General features: G+C 35.1%; 16 protein-coding genes. 13 read left to right on the forward strand and 3 right to left on the reverse strand.

Annotated features, from left to right (window positions below; genetic code table 11):
- Positions 1–204: 204 nt before the first annotated feature.
- Together PQ963_10135 and PQ963_10140 are read right to left on the reverse strand one after the other, a co-directional pair.
- Positions 205–1,056, reverse strand: coding sequence for a TatD family hydrolase (locus PQ963_10135; protein MEN4030016.1), 852 nt, complete (start codon positions 1,054–1,056; stop codon positions 205–207).
- Between the two features lie 38 nt (positions 1,057–1,094).
- On the reverse strand, positions 1,095–1,943 hold the full coding sequence (locus PQ963_10140; GenBank protein ID MEN4030017.1) for a shikimate dehydrogenase: 849 nt from the start codon (positions 1,941–1,943) through the stop codon (positions 1,095–1,097).
- Positions 1,944–2,080: 137 nt separating this feature from the next.
- On the opposite strand from PQ963_10140, the gene PQ963_10145 reads away from it, so the two are divergent.
- A complete protein-coding gene (locus PQ963_10145; GenBank protein ID MEN4030018.1) occupies positions 2,081–2,743 on the forward strand; it encodes an RNA ligase partner protein in 663 nt (220 codons plus the stop codon).
- Between the two features lie 41 nt (positions 2,744–2,784).
- Here the strand turns inward: PQ963_10145 and PQ963_10150 are convergent, their stop codons facing one another.
- Complete coding sequence (locus PQ963_10150; protein ID MEN4030019.1) at positions 2,785–2,970, reverse strand: hypothetical protein; 186 nt, start codon at positions 2,968–2,970, stop codon at positions 2,785–2,787.
- Positions 2,971–3,614: 644 nt separating this feature from the next.
- Between PQ963_10150 and hisS the strand changes: the two genes are divergently transcribed.
- The 12 genes from hisS (at position 3,615) to PQ963_10210 (ending at position 15,273) form a co-directional block, all read left to right on the forward strand.
- The gene (hisS, locus tag PQ963_10155) at positions 3,615–4,901 is read left to right on the forward strand and encodes a histidine--tRNA ligase (protein MEN4030020.1); all 1,287 of its coding nucleotides are present in this window, start codon (positions 3,615–3,617) and stop codon (positions 4,899–4,901) included.
- Between the two features lie 12 nt (positions 4,902–4,913).
- Positions 4,914–5,309 (forward strand): phosphoribosyl-AMP cyclohydrolase, encoded by a 396-nt coding sequence (gene hisI, locus PQ963_10160; GenBank protein MEN4030021.1) that lies wholly within the window; start codon positions 4,914–4,916, stop codon positions 5,307–5,309.
- Positions 5,310–5,352: 43 nt separating this feature from the next.
- The gene (locus PQ963_10165; protein MEN4030022.1) at positions 5,353–7,176 is read left to right on the forward strand and encodes a PINc/VapC family ATPase; all 1,824 of its coding nucleotides are present in this window, start codon (positions 5,353–5,355) and stop codon (positions 7,174–7,176) included.
- Positions 7,177–7,231: 55 nt separating this feature from the next.
- Positions 7,232–7,948, forward strand: coding sequence for a sugar phosphate isomerase/epimerase family protein (locus PQ963_10170; protein ID MEN4030023.1), 717 nt, complete (start codon positions 7,232–7,234; stop codon positions 7,946–7,948).
- Between the two features lie 372 nt (positions 7,949–8,320).
- Complete coding sequence (gene npdG, locus PQ963_10175) at positions 8,321–9,034, forward strand: NADPH-dependent F420 reductase (GenBank protein ID MEN4030024.1); 714 nt, start codon at positions 8,321–8,323, stop codon at positions 9,032–9,034.
- Positions 9,035–9,051: 17 nt separating this feature from the next.
- On the forward strand, positions 9,052–9,639 hold the full coding sequence (gene hxlB, locus PQ963_10180; protein ID MEN4030025.1) for a 6-phospho-3-hexuloisomerase: 588 nt from the start codon (positions 9,052–9,054) through the stop codon (positions 9,637–9,639).
- 25 nt (positions 9,640–9,664) lie between these two features.
- Entirely contained in the window at positions 9,665–10,168 is a 504-nt protein-coding gene (gene endA / locus PQ963_10185) for a tRNA-intron lyase (GenBank protein MEN4030026.1), read from the forward strand.
- An 88-nt stretch (positions 10,169–10,256) separates the two neighbouring features.
- A complete protein-coding gene (locus tag PQ963_10190) occupies positions 10,257–11,363 on the forward strand; it encodes a tryptophan--tRNA ligase (GenBank protein ID MEN4030027.1) in 1,107 nt (368 codons plus the stop codon).
- Positions 11,357–12,016, forward strand: coding sequence for a stage II sporulation protein M (locus PQ963_10195; GenBank protein MEN4030028.1), 660 nt, complete (start codon positions 11,357–11,359; stop codon positions 12,014–12,016). The genes PQ963_10190 and PQ963_10195 overlap by 7 nt, the downstream gene beginning before the upstream one ends.
- Before the next feature lie 148 nt (positions 12,017–12,164).
- On the forward strand, positions 12,165–13,079 hold the full coding sequence (gene twy1, locus PQ963_10200; GenBank protein MEN4030029.1) for a 4-demethylwyosine synthase TYW1: 915 nt from the start codon (positions 12,165–12,167) through the stop codon (positions 13,077–13,079).
- A gap of 91 nt (positions 13,080–13,170) precedes the next feature.
- Positions 13,171–14,037 (forward strand): DUF1002 domain-containing protein, encoded by an 867-nt coding sequence (locus PQ963_10205; protein ID MEN4030030.1) that lies wholly within the window; start codon positions 13,171–13,173, stop codon positions 14,035–14,037.
- A 153-nt stretch (positions 14,038–14,190) separates the two neighbouring features.
- The gene (locus PQ963_10210; GenBank protein MEN4030031.1) at positions 14,191–15,273 is read left to right on the forward strand and encodes a hypothetical protein; all 1,083 of its coding nucleotides are present in this window, start codon (positions 14,191–14,193) and stop codon (positions 15,271–15,273) included.
- The last annotated feature ends 33 nt before the right edge of the window (positions 15,274–15,306 follow it).

Raw genomic sequence — 15,306 nt, forward strand, 5'->3', positions numbered from 1 at the left:
AACAAAGCGTGCGCTGCCCATATTAAATTCTAATATATCCTGTTGCTCTTTATTCGGATATATTCTATATTTATAGGATTTAGTTACGGTTTTCATCGTTTTTGTCTAATTCTGGTTTCATTATTTATTATAATTATGTTTTCACAGTATTTAACCCTTTGATTTAAGTATTAATCTGAAAATTCATCTAATGACTTATAGAAATCATAGTACTCTTTCAGAAATTCCATAAACTTTTTCAGTCATTTCAACATGAATCATGTAAGCATCTTCTTCAGTTAAAATACCGTCCCTTAAAAGCTCTTTAGTACGTTTTGGAACTGTTTTTGGACCGAGAACTGCCCCTGGACGGCTTTTCATGTCAAGGTAATCTGTTTCCATTAGAAAATTATTTCCCTTTTTTAATCCCTCAACTAAAACGCTTCTTGTTGCAATTAAAGATGGTGTTAAACCATGGGTTTCCTCTTCACTAACAAGAGGCCCTGAGAAATGTTTTATGACCCGTTTTCTATCAATTCCTGCTTTATCAGCCATTTCAGCAAATTCTAAAAACTGTTTTTCACCAGCACTTTCAGTGTGGAGCTGTAAAGCGCAATCAGCATCTGCAGCAAGTTCCATTGCGTACAGGATAAGTTTATTGTGGACTTCAAGCTCTTCTTTTGAAACTTCATAGTGTGGCCGCCCTATTTCCCCCATTGCAATGGCTTCACCTTCCAGTACCAGTTTCTGCGCTGATTCCAGAGCTTCTCTCATCATTTTTTCAGCGATGGAAAGTTCCATACAGTTTTCAATGCGTCTTGAAAGTTCTGCAGGATGAGGTCCAACAATTGCAAACGCTTTTACATCAACCCCGGCATTTATTTTACCCACGCATTTTATGACAAGCTCCATAGCCTCATTAAAGCTACATGATCTTCGGGCAGTCCATGTGGGTTTATTTGGAATGATCATAACATTTCCTCCGGCCCTCTGGAATTTTTTAGCAACTTCAACAGGACCTTCGCCGTTTAAAGGGTCAACATGTATATGGTTATCTGTAATAATCAGATCTTTCATAGAATTGCCTCAGAGAGCTTATCTGTAAAAAATTTATTCTATTTTCTACTCATCACTAGAGCATTTTCAAAGATACTTACGGGAGGATAAATCCCTGTCCATATTTTAAAGGCTTCAACTCCCTGATAAATTAACATTTTAATGCCAGATACAGTTTTTGCTCCACAGTTTTCAGCTTCTCTTAGTAGACCTGTTTTCAAGGGATTATAAACAATATCATTAACAATGAGATTTTCATGCATCATCTCTGATTTAACAATCGGTTCATCGTCAGTATGGGGATACATTCCAATGGGAGTGGTGTTAATCAGAATATCAGCATCTAAAAGCTCATTTTCAAGCCTTTTACCAAAATCTGCAGTTTTAACATCTAAATTCAGTTTTTCAACAATATTTTTTTGAAGGTTAAGGGCGTTTTCAGGAGTTCTATTTGCAATTACAAGTGATCCTGCACCTTCAAGGAGTATTTGAAATGCAATGGCACGTGCTGCTCCTCCAGCACCTAAAATAATAATTTTTTTATTTTTCACAGTGCTAACTTCTTCAATGGCCTTAACAGCACCAATACCGTCTGTGTTAAATCCTTTGGCGTGATTTCCATTGAATTTAATGGTGTTAACAGCACCGATAAGCTCTGCAATTTTATCTACAGAATCAAGGTGCTTAATAACTTCTGTTTTATGGGGAATGGTCACATTAAGCCCTTTTATGTTTAAAGATTTTGACCCCATTATTGCATCTTCAAGAGCATTTTCAGCCACTAAAAAAGGCACGTAGATATAGTCAAGGCCTAAATACTTAAAAGCAGCATTATGCATTAGTGGGGATAAACTGTGCTCTACAGGATTTCCAATTATTCCAGTAACGTTGGTCTTACCAGTTATCATTTTATCCTCTTAATCTTAATTGATTTTTTAATCTGCTTATGAACATATCAATAGAATATTTTATATTGTATCAGATAATAAAGATTGGTGTATTAAATGGGAGAAACATTAAAGTTTGAAAATAGAGGAGAAATTTGATGGCTGTAAAGCAAAGATTTGTTCTGGATACAACTGCATTTACAGATATGCAGCTTAGAAAAGAATTTGGAAACGAAAGCCTGACAGAAACAGTAAATTTACTGATAGATCTAATTGCCAAGTCACGGATAAAGCTTAACATGAGCTGTCACATGCCTCCAATAACATATAAAGAACTTATAAATTATTTAACCAGATATGAATGCCCTGAAGAAGTACTGGTGAAAACTGAGACATGGATCGTCAAAAAAACTCCTGATAGATACGAAACCAAAATCCCCTCTGAAATATTTTATGAATATGTACAGGATATGAGGGAGCGGATGAATAAAGGAATGAGAATATCCGAAAATGCATTATGGGAAACTGCTGTAGAGTCAATGGTCATGTTATCCAAAGGAAATAAAAAATCAGATATTGAGCTTGAAATTATTGGATCTGCAATTAAAGACTTCAGGAAAAAATACAGGGCTGCATTAAGAAAAGGTACCCTTGACAGCGCTCCTGATCTGGATGTGCTCCTTCTGGCCAAGGAATTGGGTGCAGGTGTTGTAGCAGCAGATGAAGGTATCAGAGTTTGGGCAGAAAGACTTGGATTAAGGTTTTTAAGTGCAAAATCATTCCCAAAAATGGTTGGAGAATATTTAAAATATTATGAATGAAATGTTATCTTTTGATCTTGAAATGGTTGATTTTAACTCATCTACCTCTTTTTTAGACCCATAATAAAAGATCTTCTGTCACACATCTCATCATTAGTGTTGCAGATAGAGTTTCTAACCCATTTATAAACTTTTTTTGTTTGTGTGTATTGCCAGGTTTGGGAAATTATGTTTATTCCGTTTTCAGGTCTTTGTACATCAAACAAACCTTTTATCATTTCTATCATTTTTTCACCATATTTTTAAAGGAATTTCAATCCCTCAAAAATTCAAAGAATTTTTGGGGCCAGCAAAAACATAGTTTTGCGGTTCAGGAAACGGAGCTAACAAATCTTTCGATTTGTGCTCCAAAAACCTTCGGTTTGAGAGTTTCCTTCAACGCCAAAAAAATCTTCAGTTTTTTTGAGCGCTGAAATTAGTTTATTTTTTAACTTTTTTGTGCATATATATTTATCTATCACAGGTAGATTTCAATCCTAAAATAGTCTAATTTTAACTTTTCTGCCATAAATACATTGTTATCGTCGATCCCTAATTCATAAATTCTTTTATATGGATCAACGACTTTAATTTCATGCTTTTTTAATGCAAATATAAAATTTCATTCATTTTATAGATATTTGGGAGACAAATACAGGATAAATAATTAACTTATAAACTGAAAGCATTTACCATTTACAATTTAAATAACTTCAAGTTGTTTTAATATTGCACTTTTTAAACAGGGATCACGATCAATGATATAAACCCTAAAATTTAAAATAATAAAAAGGAACCTATTGATTGAAAGATAAAGAAATAAATTAAGACGCACAAAAAATATTACTTCTTAAAATTATGTTTTATCTATGAATTTCGCAAGGTGAAGCTAATGGAAATATCAAGACCCAGAGGAACACGTGATTTCTTATTTAAGGATATGAAACAGAGAAAACATGTTGAAACCATATTAAGAAATGTATTTGAAAGATATGGCTATGGAGAAATTAAAACTCCCTTATTTGAAGATTTAACACTTTTCACTGAAAAATCTGGAGAAGCAATTAAAGAAGAAATATATCATTTTAAGGATAAAGGAAATCGGAATTTAGCACTCAGACCGGAATTAACAGCTCCAGTGGCACGTCTTTATCTTAATAAATTTCAAAAAAGTGTAAAACCAATTAAAATGTACTATTTCGGCAGTTGTTTTAGATATGAAAGGCCGCAGGCTGGAAGATTCAGACAGTTCTGGCAATTTGGGTGTGAACTTATTGGAGGGAAATCTCCAGAAGCTGAAGCAGAAGTTATGGCAATGGCAGCTCATGCCCTTGATGAAATGGGCTTAAAAAATTATGAGTTTCACATTGGAAACCTCGGGATCATCAGAAGCCTTTTAAAAGACGCAGATATTCCTGATAGCAGCGAGGAGCAGATAATGAGTTTAATTGATAAAGGAGATGTAGAAGAACTTAAAAACCTTTTAAATAATCCAAAATTTCCTGAATCACTTAAAGAGATCCTCTTAAAATTAATTGGAATTAAAGGACATAATGAAGTTATAGATGAAGTTAGAAACATCATTAAAAACTGTAAAGGTGCTTTTAAATCCCTGGACGATCTTGAAGAACTTTTAAATCTTCTTGAAACATTTGGATTTACTGATTACGTTGTAGATCTCGGAATAGCACGGGGATTGGATTATTACACTGGAATTGTGTTTGAGATTTATGTCCGTGGCCTGGGAGCACAAAAACAAATAAGTGGTGGGGGAACCTATAATTTAATAGAGATATTTGGCGGTGAGCCAGTAGAATCCACAGGATTTGCTTTTGGATTTGACAGGGTTATGGAAGCCCTCAAAATACAGGAAGCAGCTATTCCAGTTGACGGGCATGTAGATACATTTGTAGCTCCATTATCCTTTGATATGAGGGAACATGCATTTAAAATAGCCCAGGAGTTAAGACGAAATGGAATTTCCACTGATGTTGACCTTGCAAGAAAAAAATTAAAGAAATCATTGACATATGCTGATAACCTGGGGGCAAAATATGTCGTTTTGGTTGGAGCAAGAGATATTGAAGCAGGAAAAGTTACAATAAGAAACATGGAATCTGGAGATCAAAGATTGGTCGACATAGACACCATATCTCAGGAATTAAAGGATGAAATTTAATGGAATGATTATATGGGTACTGAATGTAATTTAAATTTCAGACACAAAGCAGGAGACCAGGAACTTGTAATAGCAATAGCCCAGGATTATAGAACACATGAAGTTCTAATGGCAGCATATATGAACCGGGAAGCATTCCAAAAGACTGTGGAGACAAAAAAAGCCCATTACTGGAGTACTTCACGACAAAAAATCTGGCTCAAAGGTGAAAGCTCTGGTAATTTCCAGGAAGTCCATGAAATACTTGTAGACTGCGATGAGGATGCTATTCTTTTGAAGATAAGTCAAAAGGGTGGAGCATGTCATGAAGGGTATGAGTCATGCTTTTTCAGGAAATTGGAAGATGGTAAATTGGAAATTGTAGGAAATAGGGTTTTTGATCCTGATGAAGTATATAATAAAGGTTAAAATTAATTGTTATTTAATTTAAAAAGTTATGGAGAGAAAAATAATGAGAATAGTTCCAGATACCAGTGTTATTGTAGATGGGAGAATTACCAAGATAGTTCAGGAAGATGAATTTAAAGGCTGTGAAGTAGTGATCCCTGAAGCAGTTGTATCTGAATTAGAAAACCAGGCAAATCGAGGAAGAGAAACAGGGTTCAATGGTTTGGAAGAATTAAAAAACTTGCAGGAATTATACAGTGAAGGTAAGATTGACCTGATATATGTTGGAAAAAGACCAACACTTGAGCAGATTTCTCTTGCAAGGGGTGGAGAAATAGATGCAATGATCAGAGATACAGCTCAGGATAACGATGCAACCCTGATTACAAGTGATAAAGTCCAGATGGAAGTGGCAAAAGCCCATGGGCTTGAAGTGATTTATCTAAAACCAGAAATGGTTGAATATAAAGATCTGCAAATAACCAGGTATTTCGATAAAAACACCATGTCTGTCCATTTAAAAGAGGACGTGGTTCCAATGGCAAAGAAAGGGACACCTGGAAACATAAAACTTACAAAAATAGGCTCAAAACCCTTATCATATCCTGAAATTGAGGGCATGGCCAGAGAAATTGTTGAAAGAGCTAAGAGTGACTTTAAAAGCTTTATTGAAATAGAGCGAGAAGGGGCTACAGTTGTACAGTTTAGAGAATATCGTATTTCCATTGCAAGGCCTCCATTTTCTGATGGATTTGAAATTACAGTTGTAAGACCTGTAGCAAAGGTCTCATTAAGTGATTACAGCCTTCCAAATAAACTTATTGGAAGGTTAAGGGAAAGAGCTAAAGGTATACTAATTTCAGGGCCACCAGGAGCTGGAAAAACTACATTTGCCCAGGCAGTTGCAGAATTTTACAGTCATGACCTTAATTCAGTTGTTAAAACAATGGAATCTCCAAGAGATCTTCAGGTAGGGGCAGAAATTACACAATACGCCCCTTTAGAACGTAGTATGGAAAAAACAGCAGATATTTTACTCCTTGTGCGTCCAGATTATACAATCTATGACGAATTAAGAAAAACAAGGGACTTTAAGATATTTGCAGATATGAGACTTGCAGGAGTAGGGATGATAGGTGTTGTGCACGCTACAAGACCTATAGATGCTATTCAAAGGGTTATTGGAAGAGTTGAACTTGGAATTATACCTTCAATTGTTGATACAACTATTTTCATTAACAATGGGAATGTTGCTGCAGTATATGATGTTTCACTGACTGTGAAAGTTCCAAGCGGGATGATAGAAGCAGATCTGGCAAGGCCAGTGATAGAAATCAGAGATTTTGACACCGGTGACCTTGTAAACGAGATATACACATACGGTGAACAAACAATTGTAATGGAAGTTAAGGCAACATCCTACGAAAAAACACCGGTTCAAAAAATTGCAGAACGTGAAATAATCAAGGAAATTAAAAAAACCGTTCCTGGTGCATACATTGAAGTTGATATGAAATCTGATAAACGTGCTACAGTCTGGATGGACGAAGAACATATTCCAAGACTCATTGGTAAAAAGGGAAAGACCATTGAAGAGGTTGAAAAACGAATTGGAATCAGTATTGGTGTTGAACCATTCCAGGTAAGACAGATTGAGGAAAAATTTGGCGTGGATGTTGAAATTGCAGGAAATTATGTGGTTCTTAATTTTGGGAAGGATAACATAGGAACACCTTTTGACATTTTAGTGGATGGTGACTACATATTTACTGCCACTGTGGGTAAAAAGGGAACCATAAAAATTAAAAAAGACATTGAACTTGCAGCCATTATACTGGATGCCATTAAAACAGGTATTCCCATAGAAGCAAGGATAAGGAACGAATAATATTTTTGAGGTGATGTAACTGAAAATAGGAGTATCAACACTGGCACTATTTCCAATGTCCATTGAAGACATCCTGGATTACATAGAAAGCATTAAAATAAGATATGTTGAAATAATAATGGAATATCCTTATCATGAAATTGATTCAGATTTAATAAATTCTTATGATCTTAAAACAAGTGTTCATTCTCCTCTTTCAGATATTAATATTGCCTCTTTAAACGAATCCATAAGAAAAGCATCAGTCAGGGAAATTAAAGATTCAATTGATCTGGCATCTAAAATAGATGCTTCTGTGGTGGTTGTTCATCCCGGACACATGGCATTTTTGGTAAGGGAATTCAAGGATGAATTAATGCAAAGCAGCCTTAAATCCCTTAAAGAATGTTTAAAACATGCTGAAGAATATGGTATAAAATTATGCGTCGAAAACATGCCTGAAATGGATGGGATGATCTGTAAGAGTCTTGAAGAGCTTTATGAGCTAACTCAAAAAACAGGGGTTTCAATGGCCCTTGATGTTGGCCATGCCCATAGCATGGGTTTATCAATTGATGAAATGCTTAAATACGATAATATTGGGCACATACATTTAAGTGACAATGACGGTTCTTTTGATAACCACGATGCAATCGGCAGTAAAAACATAGACTTTAAATCATTATTTAAAGGGCTAAAAAGGATAAAATTCGATGGCGTATGTGTAATAGAGGTTAAAAAGCAGGATGAAATTTTAGAAAGTCTTGATTACATTAAAAAGTTGAATTATTAACTGAATTTCATTTTATGGGCTGAATAAATTATTAAATATTTAAATAAGAGATTTTTATAGAAAAAATCCAGAATCAATCCCTTATAATTTTGGAAAAATTAAATAGGAATATTTATCTATCCTTAAATAATTAGTTTAAACAGAGATTTCTAAGCTGAAATAAGCCTGGTGAAGAACGTAATATATTTAACCTGCATTTGAATACAATTCTAAATAATTACCCTTAATTATATGGAAAAATTATATTCAGTAATGTATTCAGGGTATAAGTTAAAAACATCAGGTAATTAATATAATTGGAGATTTCAGTAAAGTATCATAGGGTGATAGGTTAAAAACATTCAGTAGTTAACTATAATTTGGAGGTTTTTTATGAAAATTGCAGTAATAGGTGGAACTGGAGATCAGGGTATTGGACTGGCATTAAGGTTTGTTAAAGCAGGTGAAACTGTAATAATTGGATCGAGAGATACTAAAAAGGCTGAAAATACTGTAGATATGATAAAAAATATGTTAGATAAAACCTTGAATGACAAACAACGTCATTCAAGGTTTTCTGGTGATGATATCAAAAATATTGTTGGAATGACCAATGATGAAGCAGCAGCAGAATGTGATATTGCAGTGTTAACAGTTCCTATTCAAGCCCAGATTGTTACTCTTAGAAGTATAAAGGATAATTTAGATGGAAAAATACTTATTGACGCTACAGTTCCTTTAGATGGTTGTATTGGTGGAGATCCAAGGAAATATATAGAAGTTTGGCAGGGGTCTGCAGCTGAGCGTGCTGCTGAATTTTTATCTAAAAACGTAAAGGTTGTATCTGCTTTTAACAATGTATGTGCTGCAAGCCTGTTAAATGTGAATGAAAATGTGGAATGTGATATTTTAGTATCTGGTGATGATGCAGAAGCTAAAAAAGAAGTGATGGCACTTGCAGAAAAGATTCCCGGTGTTAGGGCTGTAGATTGTGGTCCTCTTGAAAATGCAAGAATTGTAGAAAAGATCACTCCTTTACTTATAAATCTCAATTTTAGAAATAGAGCTAAATTTGCAGGTATTAGAATCACTGGCCTTAAAATATGAATTATCAGGGAATTAAGATGAAATACGTAAAAAAGACAGCTAAGGAAATAACATCACATGCCCTTGGAGTTATAGGGAAAATAAATGAAAATGAAGTCTCTAAAATGATAGACATAATTCAGAAGTCTTACTGTGTCTTTATTGTGGGTACTGGAAGATCTGAACTTGTTGGAAAAATGTTTGCAATGAGACTTATGCACCTTGGTTTTACAGTTCACGTGGTTGGAGATGTTACAACTCCTGCAATTAAAAAAAATGACTGTTTAATTGCTATATCTGGCTCTGGAGAAACAAAAACAGTTACACTTGCAGCAGAAACAGCTAAAGAGGTATCTGCTAAGGTTATTGGAATAACTGGAAATCTGGAATCTACTTTAAGCAAGAGCCTTGATGTAAAGATAAACATAGAAAGTAAAACCAAAGAACCGTGGAAATATTATACATCCAATGTATTAAAGGGCCATTATGATGATTTAACGCCTATGGGGACATTATTTGAAGATACTGCTCACCTGTTCCTTGATGGGCTTATTGCAGAGTTCATGGCTCGTTTAGGCAAAAAAGAAATAGACCTAAAAAGAAGACATGCTATAATAGAAAAATAAATGATTGAATCTATGGTGAGAAACAATGAATTCAGAGCTATCTGGAAATTTAGTTATTGTCAGGGATAAAAAAGGAATAAAGCTTCACCAGAAAAGTCACTATGGAAATATTATTAAGGAAGGGCTCCAGCTTTCACTTATAGAAGCTCTCTATCTGGCAGAGGGAGAAAAAATAAGCATTTTAAGGGATGGAAAAAAGGTTCCAATCGAAGAAATGTTTCAAATAATTCGAAGGGAAGATTTATTAACAAAATATCTGGTCTATAGCGACCTCAGGAATAGAGGTTATATAGTAAAGACCGGGTTCAAATATGGATCAGAATTCAGGCTTTATGAACGTGGAAAGTCTCCTGGAAACGGCCATTCTGATTATCTGGTAAAAGTGATTTCTGAAGACTATGAAATCAAATCCTCAGACTTTTCAAGCTATGTTAGAGTAGCTCACGGCGTTAATAAAAAGCTTCTTTTTGCTGTAGTTGACGAGGAAAATGATATAACATACTATAATGTTGAATGGACCAGGCCATAGCCTGACTTTACGATGTTTTTAATAAAATGAAAAATTATATTATTTATGAACTCTTGAAATTTGTAAGAGGTATTTTAAAGGTGGTCAATTGATAGATCCATGGAGTTCCGCCATAATCGATTATGAGAAATTAACAGATCAATTTGGCATTAAACCATTTGAAGAATTTAAAAAAGAGATAAAAGACCCCCATATTTTAATGAAAAGGGGTGTAATATTTGGACATAGGGATTATGGAAGAATAATAAAGGCCATGAGGGAAGGAAAAGAATTTGCAGTTGTAAGTGGGATGATGCCAAGCGGTAAAATGCACATAGGCCATAAAATGATTGTAGACCAACTTATATGGTATCAGAAAAAGGGGGCAGATATTTACATCCCTATTGCTGACATGGAAGCATATTCTGCAAGAGGAATTGATTTTGAAGAGTCAAGGAAGCTTGCAATCTCAGAATACATAACCAGCTATATTGCACTGGGTCTGGACTTTGAAAAAGAAAATATAAATATTTACCTTCAATCTGAAAACCGAATTGTGGGAGATTTAGCATATATACTGGCAAAAAGAGTTAATTTCAATGAAATGAAAGCAATTTACGGCTTTTCAGGAAGCACCAATCTTGCTCACATGTACGTGCCATTAATTCAGGTTGCTGACATCTTGCATCCTCAAATTAAGGAATACGGAGGTCCAAAGCCAACAGTGGTTCCAGTAGGGCCTGATCAGGACCCCCATATAAGGCTTACCAGGGACATTGCAGAAAGGTTTAAAAACAGGTATGGGTTTATAACGCCATCCTCAACATATCACAGGTTTATTACAGGACTTACAGGCGATAAAATGTCAAGCAGCAAGCCTAAAACAGCTATATTTTTAAGCGACTCTCCTGAAACTGTAGAAAAGAAGATTAAATCTGCTAAATCTGGGGGAAGAGAAAGTCTGGAGGAACAGCGTGAATTGGGCGGAATTCCTGAAGAATGCACTGTTTATGAGTTATTGGTGTATCATCTTGTAGGGTCAGATAAAGAACTGGAAGAACTGTATCATAATTGCAAAAGTGGAAATATCATGTGCGGCGAATGTAAAATGAAGGCTGCAGCTATGATGAAAAAGTTCTTTGAAAGATTCTCCAAAAAAAGGAAAAAAGCAAAAGAAGAAGCTCTAAAACTACTGGATAGGAGGTTTAAATGTTAAGAAGACGTTCTGGAAGATATTCAGATGAGGAAAAATTTCACGGATTTTTTTGGGGTCTGTATAAACGCAATGAATTTTTATTAATAATTTCTGCAGCGGTATTTTTTGGCTCGCTGTTTGCAGGTTATTTTTTAGCAGGTTTTGTAGACCCGATAATGGCCGGCACGTTTCGATCATTTAAAGAGAGCATTAGCAGGGGCCAGATTCAACTCACTACTGTTTCAATATTTACCAACAACATAAAAATTGCATTCTACCTTTATGGTGGCGGAATCCTTGTTGGAGTAACCACATTATACTTGCTGGCTTATAATGGCCTTTTTATTGGATATGTGGCGTCTAAATTTCCTATAGGAGATTTTATAATTTATACAATACCTCATGGAATATTCGAACTTCCAGGTATTGTAATCGCCGGTGCTGCTGGTTTAAGGCTTGCAAGCACAATTATAAACATTATAAGGGATGTTTTAGACATCAAAAGGTACATGCCTTTGGAGGAACAGTTAAAAAATATACTAAATATTAATTACCCTGAATTTAAAGAATCTCTGGTATTATTTATAATTGCATCGGTCCTGATTCTTATAGGTGCTTTTATTGAAGCTAACTTTACTTTAACATGGGGTAGTTTCATTAAAGGTGTGTTATAATGGAAAATCAGTATTGTAAGGATTAAAGAGCTCTAAACATTCATGGAATCACTTGATTTTTGCTATATTCAAATAAGTGATCCCATCATCTTACAGGATTTTTACAAAGCCAAAATTTCATAAAACAACAGGGAGTAATATCATGACCATGTCACTTTCAGATTGGAACCTCCAGAAACTGGAAAAAATGGGATACCGATTTGTTGGCAGTAACAGGCATGCTGCAGCTAAAGTGTGTCACTGGACAAAAAAAAGTATCTTAGATGAGGGAGAATGTTACAAACAAAAATTTTATGGTATAGAGAGCCATAGATGTCTGCAAATGTCTCCAAGCATTCCTTTCTGTCATCAAAAGTGTTTATTCTGCTGGAGAGATCTTTCAGTTACTGAAACTCAGTGGAAAGGAGATTATGATGATCCAGGGGAAATAATAGATGGATGCATAGCTGCCCAGAGAAAGCTTCTCTGCGGGTTTTTTGGAAATGAAAATGCCAATAAAAAGAAGCTGGATGAGTCACAGGATCCCGTAAATGCTGCAATTTCCCTTGCAGGTGAGCCAATGCTTTATCCAGAAATTGATGGTTTAATTAAGGAGTTTCACAGAAGAAACTTTACAACTTTTCTGGTTACAAATGGTATGGCTCCAGAAAAGCTTGAAAATTTACAAGAAGAACCTACACAGCTTTATATTTCTCTTGATGCACCGAATAAAAAGATATTTGAAAAGTTATGCAATCCTCAAATTAAAAATGGCTGGGAAAATCTAAATAAAAGTCTTGACCTGCTTTCAAGCTTTAACTGCAGGAAAGTGCTTAGAATGACATGTGTTAAGGATTTCAATATGAACAATGCTCAAAAATATGCAGATATTATTAAAAAAAGCAATCCTGACTTTGTTGAAATCAAAGCATATATGTTTGTAGGATATTCCAGAAGAAGATTAAAATGGGAAAATATGCCCTCAAACCAGGAAATATATGAGTTTGCAGATTCTGTTAAAGATAAATGCGGCCTTGAAATTATGGATAAAGCTTTTGAAAGTAGAGTTGTGCTTTTGGGCTAAACTTTGATAATAAATGAAACTATTAAAATCATATCCAAAAACCATATTTTTATTAGGCACCGTATAAAAAGAAGTTTAAAGAGGTGGTTTTATGAAAAAACTGATAGCAGGAATTTTGCTCATATTAATGGCTTTAAACCCCATATACGGAGCTTCAGGGTTTGCAATAACATTTGGAGAAACTACTTACGCTAATCCTCAATGGAAAAGTTCAACACTGGACTATTTCCAGTCACATACTGATAAAAAAGTTACTGATGCTACAACTAAGGTTATAACAGCATCTGAGGTAAACCAGATAGCTAAAGGCATCACTGGGAGAACATATTCTTCAAAACAGATATTTTCATGTGCCATGGTTGACTTAAGCTATAATCAGGGAATAAAAATAATTGTAGATAAAAATAAAATAGGTGTGGTCACACCGAAAATGTATGCAAATGCATTAAAATCCTCTGGAATTGAAAATGGATATGTTGTGGTCACGGCCCCAGTTCAATCCTCTGGAGAAGCTGCTTTGACTGGAGTATTAAAATCTTATGAAGTTGCTGTAGGTACACCAATCCCTGAAAGTGCTAAAAAGGCAGCAACAGAAGAGCTTTATACCTCTGAACGAATAGCAAATCAAACCGGTCAAAATCCGGATAAAATCGCTGATCTTTTTGAACAGGTTAAAAATGAAGTTCAAAAACAGGATTTACAGGATCCAGCTCAAATTAAGATAATTGTAATTAACATTGCAAACAATATGAACATTAATATAAACGACCAGCAGGCCCAGCAGATTGCAGATGCCATTTCAAATTCCAAGAAAGTTCAGGCTGATCTTGCAGAATTTAAACAACAGCTTCAAAATGTTTCAAGCCAGGTTAGTCAGTCTGGAGGGATTTTAGATCAAATAATGGCCTACATCCAGGCAGTCGTGGATTATATTAAAGGATTGATATATGGACAGTGAATAATTTTTGATTGAAAGGTGCAGTAGACAACATAGGGCCAAAACATACCATCTATCAGTCACAATTTCCTTTTTTTTAGATAAGATTATATCCTACTAAAAACAAGATTACTACAAAAATATAATGAAAATTATCTGGAAATCAGTGATAGCATGTTAATTGCAGAGAATCATCTTCAACTTATACTGGAATTTGCAATCATTATACATCTGGGAGTGATACTACTTTTCAATATCATTTCAATACCCCTAAGCATGGTACTTTTCATTGCACTTGTTCTAACAGTTCTTCTTGCAGTGGTATTTGGAGTGGATGCAGGTTTTCTTTTCCTTCCCTTTGTATCCCATCATGAATTCACACATCCATTTGGTGCCATTGCAGTTTTTGCATGGGTAACTCTTGCAGCATCTGCAAGTCTTTTAAGTGAAGTAGAAATCAAATCCACATCAATTCATGCATTATCTCTTATTTTATTTGTTGTAATAGCTATTGCAGGTGGGTTAATGCACAGATCATTTTTAATTCTATGGTTCCTTGGATGGATAGTTGGAGCAATTATAATGTCCAAAAGCTTCAAAAGAAGTTCAAAATTAACTCCAAAAAGGGTTTTAATGGCGGGTGTTGCTGCATTAGCGGGTTTTGGAATTCTTGAGGCATTATCTCGGGTTTTTAATGCAACTGTTTTAAGTCCACTTTTAAGGATTTCAAGGATTGAAGAATATTCTCTTCCAAGTATTGTAATGGTTTTAAAGAACACAACTCTCTGGGGCCATGTTCAGGGGTCATGTTACTGGGGTGCTCAATGCCTTGGAGGTTCAGACGGATATGTTTCCCTGCCAATGGGTATTATCCACTTTTTAACATTACCTTTCCCTCTGTTTTACGGAGTTTTAGTTACAAAGAAGGATTATATCGACTATATGCTCCCAGGAGTATTTGGAATCTCATTTGATTTTGGATACGTAGCTCTTCTGGCACTTATGGGATGGATTCTGGTGGTAGTTTGCACAGGTTTCCATATTTTAAGGAAATACAGGAGTAAAAGAAGAAACAGAAGCCGTATGTATCTTGGAAGGGAAGCTCTGCTTGTGGGGGCACTTTCAGCATTCATAACCCAGGCAATTGTGGGGCTTTTTATATTTAACAGGACTTTTAATGGTGCTGCAATGATAGCATTTATATTCCTTTCAGCATTAGTTATGGCCCACTCTGTGACTATAAAACGAACACTGTAGTGCACTCCTAATGAACCTCTAAGTGAAAAATAA

Source organism: Methanobacterium sp. (assembly GCA_039666455.1).
Lineage (GTDB): Archaea > Methanobacteriota > Methanobacteria > Methanobacteriales > Methanobacteriaceae > Methanobacterium_D.

What these genes read in the sequence shown, in the direction of transcription:
- endA (MEN4030026.1), top strand. Translation starts at nt 9,665, where the DNA reads ATGAATTCAGAGCTATCTGGAAATTTAGTTATTGTCAGGGATAAAAAA.
- hisS (MEN4030020.1), top strand. Translation starts at nt 3,615, where the DNA reads ATGGAAATATCAAGACCCAGAGGAACACGTGATTTCTTATTTAAGGAT.
- PQ963_10135 (MEN4030016.1), bottom strand. Translation starts at nt 1,056, where the DNA reads ATGAAAGATCTGATTATTACAGATAACCATATACATGTTGACCCTTTA.
- PQ963_10150 (MEN4030019.1), bottom strand. Translation starts at nt 2,970, where the DNA reads ATGATAGAAATGATAAAAGGTTTGTTTGATGTACAAAGACCTGAAAAC.
- PQ963_10210 (MEN4030031.1), top strand. Translation starts at nt 14,191, where the DNA reads ATGTTAATTGCAGAGAATCATCTTCAACTTATACTGGAATTTGCAATC.
- PQ963_10170 (MEN4030023.1), top strand. Translation starts at nt 7,232, where the DNA reads ATGTCCATTGAAGACATCCTGGATTACATAGAAAGCATTAAAATAAGA.
- twy1 (MEN4030029.1), top strand. Translation starts at nt 12,165, where the DNA reads ATGTCACTTTCAGATTGGAACCTCCAGAAACTGGAAAAAATGGGATAC.
- PQ963_10145 (MEN4030018.1), top strand. Translation starts at nt 2,081, where the DNA reads ATGGCTGTAAAGCAAAGATTTGTTCTGGATACAACTGCATTTACAGAT.
- PQ963_10205 (MEN4030030.1), top strand. Translation starts at nt 13,171, where the DNA reads ATGAAAAAACTGATAGCAGGAATTTTGCTCATATTAATGGCTTTAAAC.
- PQ963_10140 (MEN4030017.1), bottom strand. Translation starts at nt 1,943, where the DNA reads ATGATAACTGGTAAGACCAACGTTACTGGAATAATTGGAAATCCTGTA.
- hxlB (MEN4030025.1), top strand. Translation starts at nt 9,052, where the DNA reads ATGAAATACGTAAAAAAGACAGCTAAGGAAATAACATCACATGCCCTT.
- PQ963_10195 (MEN4030028.1), top strand. Translation starts at nt 11,357, where the DNA reads ATGTTAAGAAGACGTTCTGGAAGATATTCAGATGAGGAAAAATTTCAC.
- npdG (MEN4030024.1), top strand. Translation starts at nt 8,321, where the DNA reads ATGAAAATTGCAGTAATAGGTGGAACTGGAGATCAGGGTATTGGACTG.
- PQ963_10165 (MEN4030022.1), top strand. Translation starts at nt 5,353, where the DNA reads ATGAGAATAGTTCCAGATACCAGTGTTATTGTAGATGGGAGAATTACC.
- hisI (MEN4030021.1), top strand. Translation starts at nt 4,914, where the DNA reads ATGGGTACTGAATGTAATTTAAATTTCAGACACAAAGCAGGAGACCAG.